Genomic DNA, 24,459 nt, shown 5'->3' on the forward strand with positions numbered 1-24,459 from the left:
ACGCTGCTCCAGCTCGTCATGCTCGCCCTTGTGGCGAGCATCCATGTCTTGGACACCGCGCTCGATCGATGCAGACGTGGATGGTCGGGACAAGCCCGACCATGACGGATGGGCTCAGGTCAGCTTGCCGCGCGCCGCGACCGGCAGTTCCCCGATCAGCTTGTCGCCGCGCACGGTCACCAGACGATCGACCATGTTGACGACGACGCAGACATGGTTCGGCACCACGCGCACGACCTCGCCGACGAGCGGGCGCTTGTTCGAAGCAGAAAGGTCGAGGAAGCCGTGCTCCTCCGCAAATTGCGCGATCCGCGCCGCCGGGTATTCGAGGATATAGCCGTGGCCATCGAGATTGCCCTTGTCGCTGGTCAGCGTCTTCGAGCCTGAATCGAGGATGCCGCGCTCTGCACCGGCCCGGCTCACCACCGTCGCGTAGACGGTCAGCGCACAATCCTCGAGCGTCGCGACCCCAGCCGCGATCTGCATGCGGTCGTTGAAGATCGAGGTGCCCGAGCGATGCTCGGTCGAGCCCTTGAGCTTCCCGATATGCGGCAGGTTGGGCGAGCCGCCGGTCGAGACGATGTCGGCCTTGAGGCCGGCATCGCGCAGACCGGCATTGGCGGTGTCGAGGAAGACCTGCGTGCGCTCCCAGCCATCCTCCGGCGGGTACATCAGGAAGCCGGCGAAGCGCAGGCCGGGCGAAGCAGCGACCATCCTGGCCAGTTCCACCGCCTCGCCGGGCGTCTCGACGCCGGCGCGCTTGCGGCCGGTATCGCATTCGATGACCACTTCCAGATCGCGGCCCGCGATCTCCCCCGCCCGCGGCAGGCCGGAGATGGTGACCGGGTTGTCGGCCGCGACGATCATCCGGACGCGGCGCTGCAGCGCGCCGAGGCGGCCGAGCTTCTCCTCGCCGATGATGTTGTAGCTGATCAGGATATCGTCGATGCCGCCATCGGCCATCACCTCGGCCTCGCCGAGCTTCTGGCAGGTGATGCCGCGCGCGCCGGCCTCGATCTGGAGGCGGGCCAGCTCCGGCGACTTGTGCGTCTTGATATGCGGACGGTTGGCCAGGCCGGCCGCGTCGCAGGTCGCCTGGAGACGGGCTATATTGGCATCGACCTTGTCGAGATCGATCACCACGGCGGGCGTTCCGTAGACGCGGGCGATCTCGGCGGCGAGCGGTGTCGGCGCCGGCTGGTCGACGGCGCGGGAGGTGGTCGCGGTCACGCTCATGGATGCACCTTCACGATGACCTCGATCTCGACGGTCATGCGGTTCGGCAGCGAACCCATGCCGACGGCCGAGCGGGCATGACGGCCGCGCTCGCCGAGCACGGCGACGAACAGGTCCGAGCAGCCGTTGATGACCTTGGGATGATCCGAGAAGTCCGGGGCAGCATTGACCATGCCGAGCAGCTTGACCACCTCGACCTTGTCGAGGGAGCCGACGGCCTTCTTCATCGCAGCGAGCAGGCCGAGGCCAGTCTGCCTGGCATGCTGGTAAGCCTCTTCGACCGTGACATCGGCCCCGACCTTACCGGTCGGATAGGTGCCGTCGGCGCGCTTCGGACCCTGGCCCGAGAGATAGACCATGTCGCCGACCTGCTTGAAGCTGACATAGGTCGCGACCGGCGTCGGCACGTCCGGCAGGGTCAGCCCCAGTTCCTTCAGCCTGTCTTCGGCGCTCATGGCGTTTATCTCCTCAAAATCCGGCCGGCATCCGTTGCGCCGGCCTGTCCCGTCAGTCGTTCAGTTCGCGGCGCATATAGCGGGCCGCATCGTCATAGCTCGCGAGCTTGCGATCAAGCGCGGGATCATGCACCTCGCGAAAGCCCTGTCGTCGCCAGAAGCCGATTGAGTCGTTGACCGCGACGAGCGCCAGGCTCGCATGGCCGGTTTCGGCCGCATGACGGGCGATCGCCGTGACGATCGCGCCTGCCGCACCGTTGCCTCGCCCGGCCGGCAGCAAGGCGAGATCGTGCAGATACCAGTTCGCGACGCCTTGCGGGATCTCGCCGAGCAGGGAATTCAGGGCCGGGACCGTGCCCCCCGGCCAGGGATGGCTGACGAGATAGCCCTGCAGCGCACCGCCCTCGCCGGCCAGCACATGGCAGCCGTCCGGCGCCAGGCGCAGGCGCTCGGCGAAGACCGCCTCGTCCTCGGGATAGTCCGGGTGCACGACGGCCGCGATCGCCATCACGGCCGGCAGGTCGGCCGGCGCCATGCGACGCCAGAGCGCGCTTCGCAATGGACTCTTCCTTTGTCATTCCGGGGCGAGCCAGAGGCTCGAACCCGGAACCCACGACCGGGTGCCACGCTTCGAGACGCTCCAATCCATCAGGCTCACCCCGTCGTGGGTTCCGGGTTCTTCGCTGCGCGAAGCCCCGGAATGACAGGGTCGAGTTCCGGTTCAGGCCGCGACCTTCGGGAACTTGCCGGTCCGCTTCGGGTGCCACCACTTGCCCTTGAGCACGACGCCCTCGGAGACGATTTTGCGATCGCCCATCAGATGCTCGCCGACGACGTCGACATAGTCGAACTTGCCTTCCTTGACGGTCAGGATCGTCGCGTCGCCGAGCGAGCCGACCTTGAGCGAGCCGTATTCCGGGCGCTTCAGCGCCATGGCCGCGTTCACGGTCGAGGCGGCGATGACGTTGCTCAGGCTCATGCCCATGCAGAGGAACTTCGACATGGTGGTGACCTGGTCATAGGCCGGGCCATCGATGCAGAGCTTGTGCACGTCCGACGAGATCACGTCCGGCTCGAAGCCGTTGGCCAGCATGGCTCGGGTCGTCTTGAACGAGAACGAGCCCTTGCCGTGGCCGATATCGAAGATGACGCCGCGCTTGCGGGCGGCCAGCACCTCGGGCTTCACCGTGCCCTGCGCGGTCGCCGGCGCGTTCGGGAAGGGGCGGAAGGCGTGGGTCAACACGTCGCCCGGCCGCAGCATGCCGATGACCTCCTCATAGGACGGCGGCGGATGGTCGATATGGCACATCAAGGGCATGCCGACCTCGTTGGCGACCTGCAGTGCGATGTTCAGCGGCACGGTGCCGGAAGTGCCGGAGGCATGCAGGCCGACGCGGACCTTGATGCCGACGATCAGGTCGCGGTTCTTGTCGGCGACCTCGGCGCAGTCGATCGGGTTCATCAGGCGCAGGTCGCCGCTCTCGCCGACCATGACGCGGTGGTCGAAGCCGTAGATGCCCGCATGCGAGACGTGGAGATAGGCGAGGATGCGGGCCTGGCTCTGCTCGATGACGTGCTTGCGGAAGCCCGGCCAGTTGCCGGGACCGGCCGAGCCGGTATCGACCGAGGTGGTGACGCCGGAGAGGCGGCAGAACTCGTCGGCGTCGATGCCGAGCGAGGTGCCACCCCAATAGACATGGGTATGCAGGTCGATCAGGCCGGGCGAGACGATGTAGCCGGAGACGTCGCGGATTTCCCTGGCGCCCTTCAGGTCCTTGCCGAAGCCGGAGACCTTGCCGTCCGTGAAGGCGACATCGAGGATGCCGTCATGCTTCTGGGAGGGGTCGATGACGCGGCCGCCCTTCAGGATGAGATCGTGGGTCATTTTCTGCTCGCAGGTAGGGTCTCAATGCCAAATAAAGAACGCAGTCATCCCGGGCGACCGGAGGGAGACCCGGGATCCATTCCGGAACGCTTCCGAAGAAGGTTCAGGCATGGATCCCGGATCTCCGCTTCGCTCCGTCCGGGATGACACGCGGGTGAAGAACGCCATCACGCCGGCCCCACCGCGCCCTTGCGCTCGACGATCAGGCCGTAGGCCTGAGGCTCGCGATGCCTGGCGAAATTGAAGGTGGAGGCCTTGTAGCTCTTGCCGAGATCCATGTCGCAGCGGGCGAGGACGAGCTCGTCATCCTCGGTCACGGCCTGGGCTACGACCTCGCCGGTCGGCGCGATGATGCAGGAGCCGCCGATCTGGTCGACGCCGGCCTCCAGCCCCGCCTTGGCGACGCCGACGACCCAGGTTGCGTTCTGATAGGCGCCGGCCTGCATCACGAGCTGGTTGTGGAAATTGCCGAGCCGGTCATGGTCCGGCGCCGGCGGGTTGTGCTTGGGCGTGTTGTAGCCGAGCACGATCAGCTCGACATCCTGCAGGCCCATCGAGCGATAGCTCTCCGGCCAGCGGCGGTCGTTGCAGATCATCATGCCGATATTCGCATCCATCGTCCGCCACACCGGCCAGCCGAGCTCGCCGGTCTCGAAATAGCGCTTCTCCAGGTTCTGGAAGGGCGCCGCGGGGCGGTGCTCGGGGTGCCCCGGCAGATGGATCTTGCGGTACTTGCCGACGATCGAACCCGACTTGTCGACGAGGATCGCGGTGTTGAAGCGGCGCTTGCGGCCCTGCTCGAAGGCGAGCTCGCAATAGCCGAGATGGAAGCCGACGCCGAGGCGCTTGCTCTCCTCGAAGAGCGGCGCGGTCTCGTTCGAGGGCATCGCGCTCTCGAACCAGCTATCGATCTCGGCTTCGTCGTCGATCCACCAATGCGGGAAGAAGGCGGTGAGCGCGGCTTCCGGATAGACGACGAGATCGGCGCCGTGGCTCTTGGCCTGCCGCATCAGCTCGACCATGCGGGCGACGGCCGAGGCCCGGCTCTCATCGCGCTGGATGGGGCCGAGCTGGGCGGCGGCGACGGTCAGGATGCGGGTCACGTCATGGGCTCCGGATGAGGACCACCTTGGAGGGCAAGGCTTTCAAGCACTGAGCCGGCGCGTCAAGCGCCGGCAATGCGGGGCGTGGGTTGCCCTGGCTGCGGGGCAGGCGCTCGGAACGCCCGTTCTCAGATCGTCTTGGCGAGCCTGGGATCGAGCGAGTCTCTGAGGCCGTCGCCGAGCAGGTTCACCGCGAGCACGGTGATCGAGAGGAACACCGCCGGGAACAGGATGATATGCGGCCGGACCTGCCAGAGCGCCCTGCCCTCGGCCATGATGTTGCCCCAGGAGGGCGTCGCCGGCGGCACGCCCGCGCCGATGAAGGACAGGATCGCCTCGACGATCATGGCGCTGGCGCAGATATAGGTCGCCTGCACGCTCATCGGCGCGAAGGTGTTGGGCAGGATGTGGCGCCAGATGATGCGTGGCACGCGGGCGCCATTGGCCACCGCCGCCTCGACATAGGGCTGCTCGCGCAACGAGAGCACGACGCCGCGCACGAGGCGGGCCACGCGCGGGATCTCGGCGACGGTGATGGCGATGATCACGTTCTGGATCGAGCCGCGCGTCAGCGCCATCAGGGCGATGGCGAGCAGGATCGGCGGGATCGACATCATGCCGTCGATGATGCGCATGATGATACCGTCGGCCCAGCGCACGAAGCCCGCGAAGAGGCCGATGGTGAGGCCGATGATCGAGGACAGGATCGCGACGCTGAAGCCGACGAGCAACGAGACGCGGGCGCCGTAGACGACGCGCGAATAGACGTCGCGGCCCAACATGTCGGTGCCGAACCAGTAGAGCTCGGAGGGCACGCGCGTGCGCCTGGCCGGCGAGATCGCGGTCGGGTCCGTGGTCCAGAGCAGCGGCGCGAAGAGGCCGATCAGCGCCATCAGGATCAGGAGCCCGCCGCCGACGGCGACGGACGGGTGGCGCCGCAGATAGCGGCGGAAGCGGGCGACGCGGCTGAGTTCAGCCTTGGCCGGTTCAGCCGCCGGCAGCGCCAGGGGAGCGGGGGTCGTTTGAGCGGTCAATAGCGGATCCTCGGGTCGACGAGGGTATAGGTCAGGTCGATCAGCAGGTTCACGAGCACGTAGACCAGGCTGAACATCAGCACGACGCCCTGGATGACGGGGTAGTCGCGACGCAGGATGGCATCGACGGTGAGCCGGCCGAGGCCGGGAATGGCGAAGACGCTCTCGGTCACGACGGCGCCGCCGATCAGGAGCGCGATGCCGATGCCGATGATGGTGACGATCGGCACGGCGGCATTCTTGAGCGAATGCAGGAAGAGCACGTCCTTCTGGGTCACGCCCTTCGCCTGGGCGGTGCGGACATAGTCCTGCTGCAACACCTCGAGCATGGTGGCGCGGGTGATGCGGGCGATCAGCGCGATATAGACGAGGCCGAGCGTGACGGCCGGCAGGATCAGATTCCTGAGCCAGGGCCAGAAACCCTGCGAGAACGGCGTGTAGCCCTGCACGGGCAGCCAGTCGAGGCGGAGTGCGAAGAGATAGGCGAGCAGGTAGCCGACGACGAAGACCGGCACCGAAAAGCCGAGCACGGCGAAGCCCATCGCCGCCTTGTCGACCCAGCTCCCCGCCTTCCAGGCGGCGACCACGCCCATCGGCACGGCGACCACCACGGCGAAGATCAACGTCAGGATCATCAGCGACAGCGTCGGCTCGATACGCTGCGCGATGAGCTGCGTCACCGGCAGGTTGGTGAAGATCGAGGTGCCGAGATCGCCCTGGAGCACCCGGAAGGACCATTCGGCGAAACGGACGAGATAGGGCCGGTCCAGTCCCAGGCTGGCGCGGATGCGCTCGACATCGGCGGGCGAGGCCTGGTCACCGGCGATGATCGCCGCGGGATCGCCCGGCGCGACATAGAGCAACGAAAAGACGAACAGCGCCACGAAGGCCATCACCGGGATGGTCGTGACGATGCGCCTGACGACGAAAGCGAGCATGGGGCCGTCGGACCTCGTTCATAGCGTATCCAGGAGCCGCGGCCGGGATTTCTTCCGGGCCACGGCGAAGCGAGTCAGTGGAGCCGGCGACGGCTCCGGGCAGGCGGAGCGACGGCCCCGCCCGCCCCGCGAGCCGTCAGGCTTTCTTGACGTCCCAGAAGAACGGCAACGGCCCGCTGACCACGCCGGTGACGTTCTTCCGCCAGGCCTGGTAGCTGAGGTAGAAGCCGGTCGGCGCGAAGACGACGTTCTCGACGGCGGCCTTGTTGAGGCGCCCCATCACGGCCTTCTCCTCGGCCAGGTCCTTGGCCTTGAACCAGTTCGTCACCTCGGTCTCGACCGCGGGAACGTTCGGCCAGCCGAACCAGGCCTTGTCGCCATTCGCGCGGATCGCCGTATAGGAGGCGGGGTTCACGCAGTCGGCGCCGGCATGCCAGGTGTGGAACATGCTCCAACCACCCTGGTCCGGCGGCGTCTTCTGGGCGCGGCGGGCACCGACCGTGCCCCAGTCCGTCGCGACGAAATCGACCTTCATGCCGATGCTCTTGAGCAGTTCGGCCGTCACGTCGCCCATCGACTTGGTGGCGGCCATGTCCTGGGCCACCACGCAGATGACGGGCTCGCCCTTGTAGCCGGACTCGGCCAGGAGCTTCTTGGCTTCGGCGACGTTGCGCTTCTTCAGAATATCGCCGCCCTCCTCGGTATAGAGCGGCGTGCCGGGCGTGAAGAAGCCGGGCAGCGGCTTCCAGAGCTTGTCGTCGTCGCCGACGACGGCGCGCATGTAGTCCTCCTGGTTCAGCGCCGTCAGCACGGCCTGGCGCACCTTCAGGTTGTTGAAGGGCGGATGCAGGTGATTCATGCGGAATGCGCCGATATTTCCGAGCGGATCGCCGATATCGACATTGATGTCCTTGTGGCCCTTCAGCACCGGCACGAGGTCGGCAAGCGGGGTCTCCCACCAATCGACTTCGCCGTTCTGGAGCGCGGCGGCGGCCGTCGCCGGATCGGGCATGATCACCCATTCGATCCGATCGACGAGGATGTTCTTGCCGCCGGAGAGCCAGTCGGCCTTCTCGGAGCGGGGCTTGTAATCCGCGAACTTCTCGAACACGGCCTTGGCGCCCGGCACCCAGTCGCTCCGCAGGAACTTCATCGGACCGGAACCGACATATTCGGTGATCTGCGTGAACGGATCGGTCTTGGCGATGCGCTCCGGCATGATGAAGGTGCAGGGCGAATTGTTCTTCGCCAGCGCCAGGAGCATCTTCGGATACGGCTCCTTGAGCACCCATTTCCAGGTCAGTTCATCGACCGGCTCGAGCGACACCTGGATCGCGCGGATCATCAGGCCCATCGGATCGCGGGCCGACCAGCGCACGAGGCTGGCGACCACGTCCTTGGAGGTGACCGGCGTGCCGTCGTGGAACTTGAGGCCCGAGCGCAGCTTGAAGGTCCAGGTCAGACCGTCCGAGGACATCTCCTCGGCCTCCACCATCTGACGCTGCGGCTGGAATTTCGAATCGACGCCGTAGAGCGTGTCCCAGACCAGCGCCGCGGCGTTGCGGACGACGTATTGCGTCCCCCAGATCGGGTCGAAATTGGCGAGATTGGCCTGCGGTACGAAACGTAGCGTCTTGCTGGAACTTTGCGCCAGGGCCGGCATCGCCAGCCCGCCCGTCGCGGCAACCATGCCCGCGCCCGTCGCGGATTTCAGAAACGTCCTGCGATCCATCATGTTCTCCCCTGAAGCGGCGCCTCTGAACGGGCTGCCTTGCCGCAAGTTTGGGCAGAAAAAATCTGCCTGACAACACGCAGCGAGACCCGTTCGAGGCTCCGCACTCACCTGCACGGTTCGTGCCAGACGGAACTTTCGGGGGAGAACCCGCAGTTTCGGCTGCGGAACGGGCTTTTTCGGTCCGTTCCGGGAAACGTAAAAAAATCGCGGGCTAAATCGGTTTGATCGGCTCATCGACGCGGGCGAAGGGCCGCGCCTGCTCGAAGGCTGCCGCCGCGCGCAGCACGAGCGCGTCCTTGCCGAAGGCGCCGATAATCTGGAGCCCGGCCGGCAGGCCCGCTTTGGTCAGCCCGCAGGGCACGGAGACCGCCGGCTGCTCGGTGATGTTGAAGGGGTAGGTGAAGGGCGTCCAGCGCGTCCAGTCCTCGCCATAGGCGCCGTGCTCGGGCGTGTCGCGCCCGACCGCGAAGGCCGGCAGCGGCAGGGTCGGCGTCAGCAGCAGGTCGTATTGCTGGTGGAACTGCGCCATCTTGTAGGCCAGCGCATTGCGCCGGTTCAGGAGCGCATCGACATAGGCCGAGGCCGGGACGCGCTCGCCTTGCTCAGCCACCGCGACGAGGCCCGGGTCCATCTGCTTGCGGCCGGCAACATCGACGCTCTTCAAGGCCAGCGCAGCGCCCGAGGACCAGAGCGTCATCAAGATCTCGATGGGATCCTCGAAGCCGGGATCGACCTCCTCCACGGTCGCGCCGAGCTCGGTGAAGGCCTGCGCGGCAGCCGCCGTGAGCGCCGCGATCTCGGAATCGACCGTGACATCCTGGCCGAGGCGCGGCGACCAGGCGACGCGCAAGCCCCTCATGCTGCCCTTGAGCCCGTCGACGTAATCCGGCGGGCGATCCAGCAGCGCCGTCATGTCGCGCGGATCGGGCTGGCCGATCACCTTCATGGCGAGCGCCGTATCGGTGACGGTGCGGGTCAGCGGCCCGAGATGGGCGAGGAAGCCCATGACCGAGATCGGCCAGGCCGGGACACGGCCATAGCTCGGCTTCAGGCCGACGACGCCGGTGAAGGCGGCGGGAATGCGGATGGAGCCCGCTCCGTCGGTGCCCATATGCAGGCAGCCGAGATTGAGCGCCGCGCAGACGGCCGCACCCGACGAGGAGCCGCCCGGCCCGGTGCCGGTGTTCCAGGGATTGCGGGTGATGCCGGTGAGCGGGGAATCTCCGACGCCCTTCCAGCCATATTCCGGCATGGTGGTCTTGCCGAGGAAGACCGTGCCGGCCTCGCGCAGCCGTGCCGTGATCGGCGAATCCTCGGCGAAGGGCGAGTCCGAGGCGATGGCGGAGCCGCGCTGCATCGACCAGCCGGCGACGCCGAGATTGTCCTTGATGGTCACGGGCACGCCGTCGAGCGGGCCGATCGCCTCGCCCTTCAGCCAGCGCGCCTGCGAGGCTTCGGCCATGGCGAGCGTCACCGCCTCGTCGCGGACGGCGAAGGCGTTGACCGCGGGCTCGAAGCGCTCGATCCGGGCGAGCGCATCCTTCGCGACCTCGACGGGAGAGAGCTGCTTGCTGGCGTAGAGCGGGCCGAGCTCGGCGGCGGAAAGCGAGGCGATCGTCGTCATGCGGGGACCTCTCAGGCGTTGGCGACGCGCCAGGCGGTGGTGAGGAGGATATTCGCGCCGGCGACCATGTCGCCATCGGTGCTGAACTCGGCCGGATTGTGCGAGAGACCGCCGATCGAGGGGATGAACACCATCGCCGTCGGGCAGAGCCGCGCCATCATCTGCGCGTCATGGCCGGCGCCGGAAATCATGCGACGGATCGGCAGGTCGAATTCACCGGCGCTGCGCTCGACCTCGGCGATCAGTTCCTCGGCGAAGGGCGTCGCCGGGAAACGGGCGAGGTCGCGGAAGGAGATCTCGATGCCGTCGCGCTCGGAGAGTTCGGCGCAGAAGGCGCGCACCGCCGCCTCGGCCTGGGCCAGCGGCTGATCGAGCGGATTGCGCAGATCGAGCGTCATCACCACGGTCTCGGGCACGACATTGACGTTGCCGGGCTGGACGCGGATGACGCCGCTATTCGCGAGCTGGTTGGGAATCGTCTTGGTCAGTTCGTTGGCGAAGATGTTGATGCGCGCAGCCGCCAGCCCCGGGTCCTTGCGATAGGCCATCGGCGTCGTGCCGGCGTGGCTCGGGCGGCCCTTCAAGGTGAGCTCCAGCCAGCAGATCGCCTGGATGCCGGTGACGGCGCCGAGCCCGCCGCCCTCGTTCTCGAGAACCGGGCCCTGCTCGATATGCATTTCGATATAGGCATGGGCCGGCAGGAAGCCCGGCCTCTCGGCGCCCTCATAGCCGATGCGCTTCAGTTCGGCGCCGAGGCCGATGCCGTCGGAATCGACCTCCCTGTGCGCCGCCTCGACGCTCATGCCGCCGGCCCAGACATAGGAGCCGAGCATGTCGGGATGGAAGCGCGCGCCCTCCTCGTTGGTGAAGGCGATCACCGCCATGTCGCGCTTCGGCGTCAGGCCGGCATCGCGCAGGGCCGCGAGAACCTCGACGCCGGCGACGACGCCGAGCGCACCGTCGAAGCGCCCACCGGTGCCGACCGTGTCGATATGCGAGCCCATGATGACGGCCGGGCCGGCCTCCTGCCCCTTGAGGATACCGACGATATTGCCGATCGCGTCGACGCGGGTGTCGAGACCGAGCGCCTTCATCTGGCCGACCAGCCAGTCGCGACCCTGCCTGTCCTCGTCGGTCAGGGCAAGGCGGCGGCAGCCGCCTTCCGGGGTGGCGCCGATCTTGGAAAGTTCGGCAAGGCGCGAGGTCAATCTCGCGCCGTCGATCCTCAGATTGGTGCTCATCGGTCCAGGCCCTCCAGCAATTGCCCAGGCAAGATGCAGACCATGGCGGGACTTGTCGACCCGCGTCCAGCGCATCGGCTCCGGGCGATGGACGGCGCGGCGCAGGCTGTTTCGACGATGCGATCGGCGGTAGAAGCGGCGCCCCATGTCTGCAATCGCCGTATCACGCTCCGATCATCCCTGGCTCGCCGAGGCGCGGGCCATGCTCGCCCTGTGCTGGCCGATGGTGCTGACCAATGTCGCGCAGACCGCGATGACGGCGACCGATGTCGTGATGATGGGACAGCTCGGTCCCGATGCGCTGGCGGCGGGTGCGCTCGGCACCAATCTCTACAATGCCGCGCTGATCTTCGGCATCGGCGCGATGGGTGCGGTGGCGCCGATGCTCGCGATCGAGCTCGGCCGCAACCGGCATGCGGTGCGCGATCTACGCCGCACCGTCCGGCAGGGCCTCTGGGCGGCGACGACCATGGTCGGGCCGATGTGGCTCTTCCTCTGGCAGGCCGAGTTCATCCTGCGGGCGATGGGCCAGGACCCGGCCCTGTCGCAGGCGGCCGCATCCTATGTCCACACGCTGCAATGGAGCCTTTTCCCCTTCTTCCTCTATCTGTGCCTGCGCGGCTTCGTCGCGGCGCTGCAGCGGCCGCGCTGGGCCTTCATCGTCGTGCTCTTCGCGGTGGTGTTCAACGCCTTCGCCAACTGGTGCCTGATGTTCGGGCGGCTCGGCTTCCCGGCGCTCGGCCTGCCGGGATCGGGACTGGCGACGGCGATATCCTCCACCCTGATGTTCCTCGGACTCGCGCTCGTCGTCTCGCTCGACCGGCGCTTCCGGCGCTATCAGGTCTTCGGCCGCTTCTGGGTGCCGGATTGGCCGCGCTATCGCGCCTTCTGGCGCATGGGGCTGCCGATCTCGCTGACGCTCTCGTTCGAATCGCTGATCTTCTACGGCGCCGCCTTCATGATGGGGCTGATCGGATCGACGGCGCTGGCCGCCCACGCCATCGCGATCCAGATCGCCTCGCTCGCCTTCATGGTGCCGCTCGGCATCGGCCAGGCGGGAACCGTGCGCGTCGGACGCGCCTTCGGCGCCGGCGACAAGGAGGGCATCCGGCGTGCCGGGATGATGGCACTGATCCTGGCGCTGAGCTTCATGTGCTTCACGGCGCTGCTGATGGCGACCGTGCCGCACTGGCTGATCGCGCCCTTCCTCGACCGCTCGAAGCCCGGCGCGGAGGCCGTCGCCCAGATCGCCACGGTCTTCCTGTTCTATGCAGCGGTCTTCCAGATCGCCGATGGCGCGCAGGTGATCGGCTCGTCGATCCTGCGCGGCCTCGGGGACACGCGCCTGCCGATGATCCTCGCCGGCATCGGCTATTGGGGTATCGGCCTGCCTTTGTCGGCCGTTCTCGGCTTCATGACGCCGCTCGCGGGCAGCGGCATCTGGATCGGGCTGGTGACCGGGCTTACGGTCGTCGCCGTGATGATGCTCTGGCGCTGGTGGGACCGCGAGCGGCTTGGACTGCTCAAGGGCCTGCGCATCGCGCGCTTCTGATCAGAACTCCTCCCATCCCGAATCGCTGGCCCGTCCGCTGCCGCCATTGGCGACCTTGCGCGGGGCGGGGGTGGAGCGGGACTGGACGAAGGCCGCCTCGGCGAGCTGGCGCAGGCGCTCCGGCTCGCCGGAGGTCGCGGCGGCGACGGGAGCGGGCCGCGCGGCCCGGACCGGCGCCTTCGCACGCGCCGTCGCGGCCGGCTGGGCGTAGGTCCCCTGGCCGGAAGCCTCGCGGCCGGTGCGGAAGGTCGCGACCAGCGCGTTGAGCTGCTCGATCCGGCCGGACAGCGAGCCGGCCGAGGCCGCGCTCTGCTCGGAGAGGGCCGCGTTCTGCTGGGTCATCTCGTCGAGATGGGCGACGGCCTGGCTCATCTCGTCGATGCCGTTGGCCTGCTCGCCCGAGGCGGCCGAGATGTCGGCGATGGTGGCCGCCACCTTCTGCGAGGCTTCGAGGATGCGCGCGAGCTGGTCGCCGGCCTGGCGCACCAGCTTCACGCCCTCGCCGACCTCGGCGTTCGACGAGGAGATCAGCCCCGAGATGTCCTTGGCCGCCTCGCCCGAGCGCTGCGCCAGCGTGCGGACTTCGGACGCCACCACCGCGAAGCCCTTGCCGGCCTCGCCGGCGCGCGCCGCCTCGACCGCGGCGTTGAGCGCGAGCAGGTTGGTCTGGAAGGCGATATCGTCGATCACGCGGATGATGTCGGAGATCTTCTGCGAGGCGGTCTCGATCCGGGCCATGGCGTCGACCGCCTGGCCGGCGATAGCGCCGCCGTTCTGGGCGGCCTGCATCGCCTCGTCGGCGATCCTTGCCGCATCCTTCGAGGCCTGGGCCGAGGCCTTGACCGAGGCTGCGAGCTCCTCGGTCGTCGCCGCGGTCTCCTCCAGCGAGGAGGCCTGCTCCTCGGTGCGCTTCGACAGGTCGTCGGCGCCCATGTTGATCTCGCGGGCGGCAAGCCCGACATCCGCGGACGTCGTCTGGATCGTCGCCACCGTGTCCGAGAGACGGTCGACCGTCTCGTTGAAGTCGTCGCGCAGCTTGACATAGGCCGCCGGCATCTCGGCCTCGATGCGATGGCGCAGATCGCCTTGCGAGAGGGCCGAAAGCCCCTCGGCCAAGGCTCCGACGACCTGCTCAAGCTCCTGGGCCTGCTCCATCTGCTGGCGCGCCGCGGCCTGCCGCTGCGCCTCCGTCTGACGGCGGGTTTCGCCCATCAGCTCGGCCTGCGCCGTGGCGTCCTGTTCCAGCCTGACCTTCTCGACCGAAGCCTGGCGCAGCACTTCGACGGCGCCGGCCATGGCGCCGAACTCGCTGCCGCCGCCGAAGACGGGAACCGGCGTATCGAGATCGCCCTCGGCAAGGCGCCTCAGGGCCGCGCTCAGGCTGCCGAGAGGCTTCATCATGCGGCGCACCAGCCAGAACAGCAGCCCGGCCGCGACGGCCGCGATTGCCAGGCCGGCGATGACGTTGGCGCGGATCATCTCCCCGATGACGGTGAGGAACTCCTCCTGCTTGATGCCGACATACAGGATGCCGATCACATTGCCGTCGGACTTCTGGACAATCGGCTCATAGATCGTGAAATAGGGCACGCCGAGAATATCGGCAGCACCGGAATAGGTCCGCTTTTCCTTGAAGACGGCGTCAAAAGCCGGTCCCTGCGCCAGCTTTGTCCCGACCGCCCGCGTACCGTCGGGCTTGGCGACGTTCGTCGTCACCCGGGTGTCGCCCATGAAGACGGTGGCCGTCCCGCCCGAGAGCGCCTTCACCTTGTCGACCGCGGCGAAATTGCCGTTCACGCTTTCGCTGCCGAAGAAAAGCTTGCCATCCTCGAGCCGCGGCTCGCCCTTGGCGAGGAGAATGTCGCGCAGCAGGTTGATGTTGATAGCCAGACTCGACTGGGCGCGCTCGCGCATCGCATTGTCGGCAGCGCGCAGCGACACCGCGACCGAGGCGGCGACGGCCACTCCTACGATCAGCACGGCCAGTATCGCCAGGCGTGTCGCGATCGGAAGGCGCAGCGAAGGCAGCTTCAGCATGGAGCCCCATCTCCTAAAAGAGCGATGTCGTACGGCGGATCGTCGCGGCGGCACGCCGGCGGCAAGACATAGGCATAGGCGGCAGGCGATGGTCGAAGCTCGAAGACGTGCTCAGGATTCCGCGAATCCGATGTAGAGCAGGCGCCGATCACCAACAGAACGGGCTCAATATTGAGCCTTAACGTCAAAAAATATTTAACTGCCGGAGTATGCGCGCGGCCGAGGTCCGGCAGTCTCGCGATGGCAGGCCTTGTCTTCGGCTACGGCGCCCCTGTTGCGTGATCGCAACAGACGCCAGCCGCCACAATTCCGCCACATCGCGTTCACCCCAAGGCCATCTCGGCAACCTTGAAAAGGGTCAGCACGGCGCATGGAACCACGGCGCCGTTCAGCCGTTCATTCTTGCCCGTAACGCCGAGTTGCCCGTCGATGTCCCCCGTCCGTCCGTCCGCCTCTCCCCTCGCCCGGCCGACCCGCCGCGTTTTCGCGGCGCTCAGCCCGCTCTTCCTCGCAGCCTGCGTCAGCCAGCGCCAGCAGCCCATCGAGGCCGCAGCCTATCAGGGCCCGCATATCAGCGCCGAGTATCTGGCGATGTATGGCGAGCGGCCGGATGAGCAGCATCCGCTGCCGGCGACGGACCTTTCGGAAGTCGAGCCGCAGTTCCTGCGCCGCATCGTCTCCTACCCGACCCGCGAGCAGCCCGGCACGATCGTCGTCGATACCGACAACCGCTATCTCTATCTCGTGATGGAAGGCGGGCGCGCCGTCCGCTACGGCATCGGCGTCGGCAAGCAGGGCATGTCCTGGCGCGGCCGCGCCACGGTCGCCCGCAAGGCGCAGTGGCCGCGCTGGACACCGACGCCGGCGATGATCGCCCGCGAGCCGGAGCGCAACGCACCCTGGGCCGGCGGCATGGCCGGAGGCCTCGAGAATCCGCTCGGCGCCCGCGCCCTCTATCTCTACCAGGGCGGCCGCGACACGCTCTACCGCATCCATGGCACCTCCGAGCCGTGGTCGATCGGCAAGTCGGTGTCCTCGGGCTGCATCCGCCTGTTCAACCAGGACATCATCGACCTCTACAATCGCGTCCCGACCGGCACCACCGTCGTGGTGCTGAACCGCGGCACGCTGCAGGCGCCGTCCGAGGTCGACGAGATGCCGCCGCCGGACGACGATTTCGGCAGCATCTGAGGCCTGCAACGTCGCGCCGACGCCTTGATACCGTCACAGGCCGATCCCACCTCTTGAGCGCGGCGCAACCGCGCCGCGCAACGAGAGGAGATGACGATGACGCCGCAAGAACGCGACGTGATCGCCGGGATTTTCGACCGCCTTCGGCAGGCGGCCAATCAGCCCCGCGACCCCGAGGCTGAGAATTTCATTGCGGAACGCCTGCGCGAGCAGCCCTACGCGCCCTATGCCATGGCGCAGGCGGTCTATGTGCAGGAACAGGCGCTCGCCAACCTGAACCAGCAGGTCGAGAGCCTGCAGGCGCAATTGCGCGAGGCGCAGGCTCGCGCCAGCGAGGCGGCCCAGCCGCAGGCCGGCGGCTTCCTGTCCGGCATCTTCGGCGGCGGATCGGTGCCGCGTACCGGCTCGGTTCCACCCGTACCGCCGCGCGCCGACGCTGCCGCGCCGTCCGGCGTCTGGAACACGCAGCCGCAGGCGCAAGTCGCCGCCCCGGCGCAGGCTATGCCGATTCAGGCGCAAGCCCAGCCCGGCCCGTGGAGCAACCAGCCGCAGCAGCAAGCCCGCGGCGGCGGCTTCATGGCGAGCGCGCTGACCACGGCGGCCGGCGTGGCGGGCGGCATGATGCTCGGCAATGTGCTGACCAACGCCTTCGGCGGCGGCAGCAAGCCCGCGACCCAGACCGCGAGCGACACCGGCGCGAGCTCAAGTCCGGCTGCGCCGCAGCAGGCGGCTGCCGACCAGAGCGCCAGCGCCCAGCCCGCTCAGGATGGCGGCTATGGCCAGGGCTATGACGGCGAGGCCAATTACCAGAGCGCCAACTATGATGACGCCGACCCCGGCTTCGACGATGGCGGCGGAGACGACGACAGCTGGGTCTGATCGTCCGCGTCGATCTGCGCTGGTAGCCGTGACAGTCAAGGAAAGCCCGCCTCACGGAGGCGGGCTTTTTTTTGCGCCTGAGGCCATTGTCGATGCCCTGGCCTATTTAACTTAGAATTATTCTAATCTATCATGCAATCATGAAACGCGTCACCGATCTCTCCGAAGACGAAATCCTGGCCCTGGCCATCGCGAACGAGGAGGAGGATGCCCGCATCTACCTCTCCTTCGCACAGCGATTGCGCGCGAACTATCCGCATTCGGCGGCGATGTTCGAGGAGATGGCCGCCGAGGAAAAGGGCCATCGCCACAGTCTGCTTGCGCTCTATGAAAGCCGCTTCGGCAAGGAACTGCCGCTCATCACCCGGCAGGACGTGAAAGGTTTCCTGAAGCGTAATCCGGTCTGGCTGCACGAGGATCTGCAGCTCGACGCGGCGCGCCGGCATGCTGCCCTGATGGAACTCGAAGCGAGTCGCTTCTACGCCGATGCGGCCAAGCGCGCCCTCGATACGGGCACCCGCAAACTTCTCGCCGACCTCGCAGAAGCGGAACGTGGCCATGAAAGCATGGCCGAGCGGCTTGGCGAAGAGCTCAGGACCTCCGGCGCGGCGGACGAGGAGGAAGAGACGCGCAAGCGGCTCTTCGTGCTCCAGATCGTCCAGCCGGCGCTGGCCGGGCTGATCGACGGCTCGGTCTCGACACTGGCGCCGATCTTCGCCGCCGCCTTCGCCACGCATGATTCCTGGAACGCCTTCGTCGTCGGCCTTGCCGCCTCGATCGGCGCCGGCATCAGCATGGGCCTGACGGAAGCGCTTTCCGACGACGGCATCGTGACCGGGCGCGGCCATCCCTGGGTGCGCGGGGCGGCCTGCGGCCTCGCCACGACGATCGGCGGCCTCGGCCACACCCTGCCCTACCTGATTCCCGATTTCTGGCTGGCGACCGCGATCGCAGGCATCATCGTCGCCTGCGAACTGGTGGTGATCGCCTGGGTGCGCTGGCGCTACATGGAAACGCCCTTCGCCTCGGCGATCGTCCAGATCGTGATCGGCGGCCTGGCGGTGCTGGCCGTCGGTATCCTGATCGGCAGTTCCTGAGCGCTCAGATCACCAGCACCTTGGCGCCGACGCGGACGCGCTCATAGAGATCGGTGACGTCGTCATTGGTCATGCGGATGCAGCCCGAGGATACCGCCTGCCCGATCGTGTTCGGCTCATTGGTGCCGTGGATGCGGTAGAGAGTCGAGCCGAGATACATCGCGCGCGCGCCCATCGGGTTGTCGGGGCCGCCGGCCATGAAGCGCGGCAGGTCCGGCCGGCGCTTCAGCATCTCGGCCGGGGGCGTCCAGCTCGGCCATTCCGCCTTGCGGGTGATCGTCTTCATGCCGGCCCAGGAGAAGCCCGGCCGGCCGACTCCGATGCCGTAGCGCATCGCCCGTCCGCCCGGCTGCACCAGGAAGAGGAAACGCTGCGGCGTGTCGATGATGATCGTGCCCGGCTTGTGCGGGCCGTCATAGGCGACTTCCTGCTTGCGGAAGCGCGGATCGACGATGTGCTGGATGCCCTGCTGCGGTTCGACCGGCTCGCCAAGCGCAGCCATGCGGCGGCCGGCGCGAGGCTGGCGTGCCGCCTCGAACGGATCGGGCTCGTAGCCGCCTTGCGGCTGCACGCGCTGGCCGTAGGCGTAGCCGCCCGGGCGGTTATAGACCGCGCCGCCGCGACCATAGGGCGTGGGATCGCGGCCGGTCATCAGCATCTCGATGAAACCGCCGCCATAATTGCCGCGCCCGCCTGAAGCCATCGGGTCGTTCGGCGCGGCGTAGCCGTAATTCTGGCGATAGCCCTGCGCGAGGGCCGGGCCGGCCATCGCCAAGGCCCCGGCAAGGGCAAAAAACGGGAGGGCAATCTTTCGACGCATGACGCGGGTACTCTCGACATCGACTGCCGGAAGCCTGCGGCGCGCCCTGAAAGGAATGGTGAATCGTTGACTCTCAGGCGCGGAAACCGGCCTCAACCTGGGCAATTCGCGGAATTAACCTTAGCGAGCGGTCAAGCGACAGGGTAAAGGAAGCCTTGCTGGCGCGGCCTTGCCGCTTCACCGGCGCGCGGAGCGCCAGGCGAGCCAGCGCAGCTTCAGGCCGGTGCGCCAGCGGCCGACATCGCAGGCCAGGATCACCGCCGCATAGACCATGCCGCCGAGCCCGATCTGGAGCGGCAGTTCCAGCGGCACCGGCAGCGCGCCCCGCAGCGGCCAGATCGCGAGCCCCATCGCGAGGCCGGCGGCCAGAACGCAGGCGATCTCGCGCAATGGCGGGAGAACCGGCAATGCGCGCAGCGCGACCACCGCCATGACCAGAAGCGCCGTCAGGTAGGCGGCGCTTTGCGCGATCGAGACCATCGCCGGCGCAAGCATTCCCGGCAGCGCGAAGATGAGGGCGAGATTGACGGCGAGCCCGATCAGGGATGCAAGGATCGCGACGAGCGTGCGCTTCGCCAACAGAAAGACGGGCGCGAGTCCGGCCTGAAACAGCGCGATCGCCGCGAAACCCGGCAGCAGCAGCGCCATATGGCCGGCGAAATGGCCGCGGAAGCTCGCAGGGACGAAAAGCCGCTCGAAGGCGGGCAGGATCAGCCAGAAGCCGAGCGCGACGGGCAGCACGCAGGCGACAACGACGACCATGTTGCGGGCGATGCGCTTCTGCGCGGCGACGCGCCCGCGCGTTTCGTCGAGGCGAATGACCTCGCGCAGCAGCACGATCTCCAGCATCGTGGCCAGCACGGGGAAGAGCCGCAGGCCGATATCCGAGGCCAGCGAGAAATAGCCGGCCTCGGCGAAACCGTGGCTTTCGGCCAGGATGGCGCGATTCAACAACGGGATCGCGGCATAGACCGCGTTGCCCGCGACCAGCGGCAGAGCGTAGCGGGCGAAATTGCGCATCAGGTCCGTGCGGAACGGGCCGGATGCCGGCCGGGCATCGGTCAGCCGGCCGCGGTTGGCGAGAACCGCCGCGACCACGCTCAGCACGCCGCCGAGCAGGACGATCACGGGATCGCGGGTCCACCAGGCGCCACCGACCATCAACAGCAGGGCCGCGACGCTGCGGACGAGAACGAGCCGGGCATAGGCCGCGTCGAGGAAGCGGGCGCGGGCGATGGCCGCGTGATAGTCGAACCAGCCGGCGGCGACGCCGCCCGCGACCGAAACGATCAGCAGCGCCGCCGGCAGCCCGGTATCGACACCCGCCAGCATAGCCGCCGCCAGAAGGGCTGAGAGCGACAGGCCGACCCCGGCGAAGAGCAGATCGAGCGTCGCCCGGACGCCGGGATCGCTCTCCCGGCTCTGGAGCGAATAGAAGCGGACGACGGAGAGCTTCAGCCAGTCGAGCAGGGCCGTGTTGACGAGCACGACGGTCGCCGCGCCGATGGCATAGAGCCCGAAGGCCTCCGGCCCGAGGAACAGGGCGACGAGCAGCCCGAGCACGAAGTTCAGCCCGGCATTGACGATGAAAGGCAGAAGAACGGTCATCGTGCCTTCATCCCGTTCCGGTCTTCACGCTGCCACGGCCGGTCGCCGGGTCGGGGTCGCATCCGCTTTTCTTCAATGCGGACCGATCTCCGCTTGGCTCGGCAGTGCTCTACCGGAACAGGTCACCCGTCTTGGGATTGACCTGCCGGTGATGGGCTTTCGATGGCTTCGCCAACCCGCCTTGCTTTCGTCCACCGCGCCGGGTCGCGCCGACGAAGAAGATGGCAACGGCGCTCGCGATGATCAGCAGCATCGCCATCAACGCCATCAGGTTCACCCATCCTGCCGACATCTCGCTCCCAGCCTCCGCTCCGCTGTCGCTTCAGTAGCCCAGCCACGCCGTGATGAGAACAGCGGCGGCGAACAAGGCGATGAACACGGCGCCGAACAGCTTGAAGTCACGGTCGTCATGGCTGGAGACCATCCTGTCATAGGCTTCATCGCCCATGGCCTTGCGGGCCAGCCGCTCCCGCAGCAGGCGTCTCGCCTCGTTAGGCTCGTGCTGCATCTGCTTGTCGTATCCGGGCATGGCTCCTCCGTGGCGCGATCCGGACTTCGGGCGGGCTTCCGGCCGAGGCCAGCATCACGGATCACGGGCGCGCCGTCACCCCGGGGAGCCCGGTTTCTTCGCCGGAAAGACCATGCAGGTCTCGGTGCCATGGGCGAGCAGCTTGCCGCGCGCATCGACCAGCCTGCCTTCCGTCGTGATGACCGCGTTGCCACGATGGATCAACTTGCCCTCGCAGCGGACCAGGCCGCTGTCGGGCATGACCGGACGGACATAGTTCAGCTTCATCTCCAGCGTGGTGTAGCCCTCGCCCGGCTTCAGCGTTGCATGAGCGGCGCAGGCCATGGCGGAATCGAGGATGGTCGCGGTCCAGCCGCCATGGATCGTGCCGAGCGGGTTGAAGAAACGCGCCGAGGGCCGGCCGACGAATACGACCCGGCCCTCATCGGCCTCGGCCAGCTCGAAATCCATCGCATCGGCGAAGGGCGGCGCCGGATTGGTGCCGGCAATGATCCCGCGCAGGAAACTCAAGCCATCGCCCGCGACCAGTTCCTCGCGAGACACCACCCCCACCCTGCGCATCGTATCAATCCCCATTCGTGTATCTGCACGATAAGAAGGAAGCCGCGAGCGCGTCAATCCGGGAGAGGAGGCGAACCTTCCAGCGGTTATCCCGGACGTAGCGAAGTGGAGATGCGAGATCCATTCCGGAGCCTTTTCCGATTGAAGCTCCGGAATGGATCCCGGGCCTCTCTGCGGTCGCTCGGGATAACCGCTGAAAGGCTCGAACTCGACGTCAGAACCCGACCTCAGCGCTCGCCGCGCGCCGCCCGGCGCAGCGCCTTGAGACCGTCGCGGGTCTCGCGCCAGCGCTCCTCGCCGAAGCCGCCCTCGATCTTGTCCTGCGCCTCCCGCCAATACGGGATCGCGGCCTCGATCGCGGCCCTGCCCTTCTCGGTCACCGCATAGATCGAGGCGCGGCCACGGCACTCGACCGGCTCGACCATGCCCTCGGCAGCGAGAAGCTGGAGGTTGCGCGTGAGCGAGGTCCGTTCCAGCGCAAAGCGTTCGGCCAACTCCGTGACCGATTTCCATTGCCCGGTCGAGAGCGCCGAGAGCAGCACGAACTGCGTGATCTTGAGACCGCTCGGGCGCATCGCCTCGTCATAGGCCCGCGTCACGGCGCGTGCGGTCATGCGGACGTGCAGCGCGACGCAGGAGCGGGCGATGGCGTCGAGGCGCGGGTCGGGCGAGGGCGTCGTCATTCCGCCATGTTAGCGTGTTCAAGCGCTGCTGCCAGCAGGCTCGAAGCGACCTGCGACACCGCATCCGCCGCCGTTCACTTTATCGCCGGGTGCTTTCTTGACTCTCCGCGACCCCGCGCCTATCTCCGCTGGCATCTGTTAGCACTCTCACTTGGTGACTGCTAACAGCCTCCCCCGGGCGCCCTCCAGCGGCACCCGAAACGAATATGACCGAGAGGAAGACAGAACCATGAAGTTCCGTCCGTTGCATGACCGCGTCGTGGTCCGCCGCCTTGACAGCGAAGAGAAGACCAAGGGCGGCATCATCATCCCCGAGACCGCCAAGGAAAAGCCCCAGGAGGGCGAGGTCATCGCCGTCGGTTCCGGCGCGCGTGACGATGCCGGCAAGCTCGTCGCCCTCGATGTCAAGAAGGGCGACCGCGTCCTGTTCGGCAAGTGGTCGGGCACCGAGGTCAAGATCGACGGTCAGGACCTCCTGATCATGAAGGAATCCGACATCATGGGCGTCGTCGGCTGATAGCCGCCTGACCACTTTCTCAACTTTTCAAATTCAGTCCAAGGAGTAGCTCTCATGGCTGCCAAAGACGTCAAATTCGGCACGGAAGCCCGCGACAAGATGCTGCGCGGCGTGGATGTCCTCGCCAATGCCGTGAAGGTCACGCTGGGTCCGAAGGGCCGCAACGTCGTGATCGAGAAGTCGTTCGGCGCTCCGCGCATCACCAAGGACGGCGTCACCGTCGCCAAGGAGATCGAGCTTTCCGACAAGTTCGAGAACATGGGCGCCCAGATGGTCCGCGAAGTCGCTTCGCGCCAGAACGACCATGCCGGCGACGGCACCACCACCGCCACCGTTCTCGCCCAGGCGATCGTCCGTGAAGGCGCCAAGTCGGTTGCGGCCGGCATGAACCCGATGGACCTGAAGCGCGGCATCGACCTCGCGGTCGAGGCGATCGTTTCGGACCTCAAGAAGAACTCGAAGAAGGTCACCTCGAACGCGGAAGTCGCGCAGGTCGGCACCATCTCGGCCAACGGCGACGTGTCGGTCGGCGAGATGATCTCGAAGGCCATGCAGAAGGTCGGCAACGAGGGTGTCATCACCGTCGAGGAAGCCAAGACCGCCGAGACCGAACTCGACGTCGTCGAGGGCATGCAGTTCGACCGCGGCTACCTGTCGCCGTACTTCATCACCAACTCCGAGAAGATGGTCGCCGAGCTCGACGACCCCTACATCCTCGTCTTCGAGAAGAAGCTGTCCTCGCTCCAGGCGATGCTGCCGATCCTCGAGGCCGTCGTGCAGACCGGCAAGCCGCTGCTCATCATCGCCGAGGACGTCGAGGGCGAGGCCCTGGCCACGCTCGTCGTCAACAAGCTCCGTGGCGGCCTGAAGGTCGCGGCCGTCAAGGCTCCGGGCTTCGGTGATCGCCGCAAGGCCATGCTCGAGGACATCTCGATCCTGACCGCCGGCCAGATGATCTCGGAAGACCTCGGCATCAAGCTCGAGACCGTGACGCTCAACATGCTCGGCCGCGCCAAGCGCGTGCGCATCGAGAAGGAGAACACCACGATCATCGACGGCGCCGGCAAGAAGAAGGACATCGAGGCTCGCGTCGGCCAGATCAAGGCCCAGATCGAGGAGACCTCCTCCGACTACGACCGTGAGAAGCTCCAGGAGCGTCTGGCCAAGCTCGCCGGCGGCGTCGCGGTCATCCGCGTCGGCGGCGCGACCGAGGTCGAGGTCAAGGAGAAGAAGGACCGCGTCGACGATGCCCTGAACGCCACCCGCGCTGCTGTGGAAGAAGGCATCCTCCCCGGCGGCGGCGTTGCGCTCCTGCGCGCACTGTCCTCGGTCAAGTCGATCAAGACCCAGAATGACGACCAGAAGACCGGTGTCGAGATCGTCCGCAAGGCGATCACCGCTCCGGCCCGCCAGATCGTCGAGAACGCCGGCGATGACGGCGCGGTCGTGGTCGGCAAGCTGCTGGAGTCGAAGGACTACACCTACGGCTACAACGCCCAGACCGGCGAGTACGGCGATCTGGTCAAGGCCGGCATCATCGACCCGACCAAGGTCGTCCGCACGGCGATCCAGGACGCGGCTTCGATCGCGGGCCTGCTGATCACCACCGAGGCGATGGTCGCCGACCTGCCGAAGAAGGAAGCCCCGATGCCCCCGATGGGCGGCGGCGGCATGGGCGGCATGGACTTCTGAGGAAATCCAGCTTCTCGAAAACACTCAAGGAAGGCCCGGCGC

At 67.2% G+C, this 24,459-nt stretch carries 23 protein-coding genes; 6 read left to right on the forward strand and 17 right to left on the reverse strand.

The features are described from left to right. Window positions 1-114 precede the first annotated feature (114 nt). From OCUBac02_RS17700 to OCUBac02_RS17745, 10 genes are all read right to left on the reverse strand, one after another. On the reverse strand, window positions 115-1,236 hold the full coding sequence (locus tag OCUBac02_RS17700) for an alanine racemase (RefSeq protein WP_173047487.1): 1,122 nt from the start codon (window positions 1,234-1,236) through the stop codon (window positions 115-117). Continuing rightward, window positions 1,233-1,691 carry a RidA family protein gene (locus tag OCUBac02_RS17705; RefSeq protein WP_173047489.1) on the reverse strand — a complete coding sequence of 153 codons (459 nt, stop codon included), beginning with the start codon at window positions 1,689-1,691 and terminating at the stop codon, window positions 1,233-1,235. Before OCUBac02_RS17705 ends, OCUBac02_RS17700 begins: the two co-directional genes overlap by 4 nt. A 52-nt stretch (window positions 1,692-1,743) precedes the next feature. Then, the gene (locus OCUBac02_RS17710) at window positions 1,744-2,250 is read right to left on the reverse strand and encodes a GNAT family N-acetyltransferase (protein WP_244638972.1); all 507 of its coding nucleotides are present in this window, start codon (window positions 2,248-2,250) and stop codon (window positions 1,744-1,746) included. Window positions 2,251-2,412: 162 nt separating this feature from the next. Then, window positions 2,413-3,576 (reverse strand): amidohydrolase/deacetylase family metallohydrolase, encoded by a 1,164-nt coding sequence (locus tag OCUBac02_RS17715; protein ID WP_173047491.1) that lies wholly within the window; start codon window positions 3,574-3,576, stop codon window positions 2,413-2,415. A gap of 167 nt (window positions 3,577-3,743) precedes the next feature. Further along, window positions 3,744-4,679, reverse strand: a complete 936-nt coding sequence (locus OCUBac02_RS17720) for an N-carbamoyl-D-amino-acid hydrolase (protein WP_173047493.1) — start codon at window positions 4,677-4,679, stop codon at window positions 3,744-3,746. A gap of 128 nt (window positions 4,680-4,807) precedes the next feature. After that, the gene (locus OCUBac02_RS17725; RefSeq protein WP_052232405.1) at window positions 4,808-5,680 is read right to left on the reverse strand and encodes an ABC transporter permease; all 873 of its coding nucleotides are present in this window, start codon (window positions 5,678-5,680) and stop codon (window positions 4,808-4,810) included. A 29-nt stretch (window positions 5,681-5,709) separates the two neighbouring features. Continuing rightward, on the reverse strand, window positions 5,710-6,651 hold the full coding sequence (locus tag OCUBac02_RS17730) for an ABC transporter permease (protein WP_173047495.1): 942 nt from the start codon (window positions 6,649-6,651) through the stop codon (window positions 5,710-5,712). Between the two features lie 136 nt (window positions 6,652-6,787). Then, complete coding sequence (locus OCUBac02_RS17735; protein ID WP_173047497.1) at window positions 6,788-8,383, reverse strand: ABC transporter substrate-binding protein; 1,596 nt, start codon at window positions 8,381-8,383, stop codon at window positions 6,788-6,790. 214 nt (window positions 8,384-8,597) lie between these two features. Then, window positions 8,598-10,010: an amidase gene (locus OCUBac02_RS17740; protein WP_173047499.1), complete on the reverse strand. Its 1,413-nt coding sequence runs from the start codon at window positions 10,008-10,010 to the stop codon at window positions 8,598-8,600. An 11-nt stretch (window positions 10,011-10,021) separates the two neighbouring features. Beyond that, entirely contained in the window at window positions 10,022-11,251 is a 1,230-nt protein-coding gene (locus OCUBac02_RS17745; protein WP_173047501.1) for a M20 family metallo-hydrolase, read from the reverse strand. 145 nt (window positions 11,252-11,396) lie between these two features. On the opposite strand from OCUBac02_RS17745, the gene OCUBac02_RS17750 reads away from it, so the two are divergent. Next, entirely contained in the window at window positions 11,397-12,803 is a 1,407-nt protein-coding gene (locus OCUBac02_RS17750) for an MATE family efflux transporter (protein WP_173047503.1), read from the forward strand. Here the strand turns inward: OCUBac02_RS17750 and OCUBac02_RS17755 are convergent, their stop codons facing one another. Then, complete coding sequence (locus OCUBac02_RS17755) at window positions 12,804-14,840, reverse strand: methyl-accepting chemotaxis protein (RefSeq protein ID WP_173047505.1); 2,037 nt, start codon at window positions 14,838-14,840, stop codon at window positions 12,804-12,806. A 429-nt stretch (window positions 14,841-15,269) separates the two neighbouring features. Here OCUBac02_RS17755 and OCUBac02_RS17760 point away from each other — a divergent pair, with 429 nt between their 5' ends. The 3 genes from OCUBac02_RS17760 to mbfA all read left to right on the forward strand — a co-directional run bounded on the left by OCUBac02_RS17760 (window position 15,270) and on the right by mbfA (window position 18,007). Further along, on the forward strand, window positions 15,270-16,031 hold the full coding sequence (locus tag OCUBac02_RS17760) for a L,D-transpeptidase (RefSeq protein WP_082009521.1): 762 nt from the start codon (window positions 15,270-15,272) through the stop codon (window positions 16,029-16,031). Between the two features lie 96 nt (window positions 16,032-16,127). After that, the gene (locus tag OCUBac02_RS17765; protein WP_173047507.1) at window positions 16,128-16,910 is read left to right on the forward strand and encodes a DUF2076 domain-containing protein; all 783 of its coding nucleotides are present in this window, start codon (window positions 16,128-16,130) and stop codon (window positions 16,908-16,910) included. Between the two features lie 140 nt (window positions 16,911-17,050). Next, complete coding sequence (gene mbfA / locus OCUBac02_RS17770; protein WP_173047509.1) at window positions 17,051-18,007, forward strand: iron exporter MbfA; 957 nt, start codon at window positions 17,051-17,053, stop codon at window positions 18,005-18,007. A 4-nt stretch (window positions 18,008-18,011) separates the two neighbouring features. On the opposite strand, the gene OCUBac02_RS17775 is transcribed toward mbfA, so the two are convergent. The 6 genes from OCUBac02_RS17775 to OCUBac02_RS17800 form a co-directional block, all read right to left on the reverse strand. Next, on the reverse strand, window positions 18,012-18,827 hold the full coding sequence (locus OCUBac02_RS17775) for a L,D-transpeptidase (protein WP_173047511.1): 816 nt from the start codon (window positions 18,825-18,827) through the stop codon (window positions 18,012-18,014). A gap of 177 nt (window positions 18,828-19,004) precedes the next feature. After that, a complete protein-coding gene (locus tag OCUBac02_RS17780) occupies window positions 19,005-20,435 on the reverse strand; it encodes a lipopolysaccharide biosynthesis protein (RefSeq protein ID WP_173047513.1) in 1,431 nt (476 codons plus the stop codon). Window positions 20,436-20,544: 109 nt separating this feature from the next. After that, window positions 20,545-20,703, reverse strand: coding sequence for a hypothetical protein (locus OCUBac02_RS17785; RefSeq protein WP_173047515.1), 159 nt, complete (start codon window positions 20,701-20,703; stop codon window positions 20,545-20,547). Between the two features lie 54 nt (window positions 20,704-20,757). Beyond that, a complete protein-coding gene (locus OCUBac02_RS17790) occupies window positions 20,758-20,964 on the reverse strand; it encodes a hypothetical protein (protein ID WP_173047517.1) in 207 nt (68 codons plus the stop codon). Between the two features lie 75 nt (window positions 20,965-21,039). Beyond that, on the reverse strand, window positions 21,040-21,525 hold the full coding sequence (locus OCUBac02_RS17795) for a PaaI family thioesterase (RefSeq protein WP_197933276.1): 486 nt from the start codon (window positions 21,523-21,525) through the stop codon (window positions 21,040-21,042). A gap of 227 nt (window positions 21,526-21,752) precedes the next feature. Further along, on the reverse strand, window positions 21,753-22,208 hold the full coding sequence (locus OCUBac02_RS17800) for a MarR family winged helix-turn-helix transcriptional regulator (RefSeq protein WP_052232080.1): 456 nt from the start codon (window positions 22,206-22,208) through the stop codon (window positions 21,753-21,755). A 229-nt stretch (window positions 22,209-22,437) separates the two neighbouring features. Here OCUBac02_RS17800 and groES point away from each other — a divergent pair, with 229 nt between their 5' ends. Both groES and groL read left to right on the forward strand, forming a co-directional pair. After that, window positions 22,438-22,725 carry a co-chaperone GroES gene (gene groES, locus OCUBac02_RS17805; RefSeq protein ID WP_173047521.1) on the forward strand — a complete coding sequence of 96 codons (288 nt, stop codon included), beginning with the start codon at window positions 22,438-22,440 and terminating at the stop codon, window positions 22,723-22,725. Window positions 22,726-22,779: 54 nt separating this feature from the next. Further along, window positions 22,780-24,417 carry a chaperonin GroEL gene (gene groL, locus OCUBac02_RS17810; protein WP_173047523.1) on the forward strand — a complete coding sequence of 546 codons (1,638 nt, stop codon included), beginning with the start codon at window positions 22,780-22,782 and terminating at the stop codon, window positions 24,415-24,417. The last annotated feature ends 42 nt before the right edge of the window (window positions 24,418-24,459 follow it).

It is taken from the genome of Bosea sp. ANAM02 (assembly GCF_011764485.1).
Taxonomy (GTDB): Bacteria; Pseudomonadota; Alphaproteobacteria; order Rhizobiales; family Beijerinckiaceae; genus Allobosea.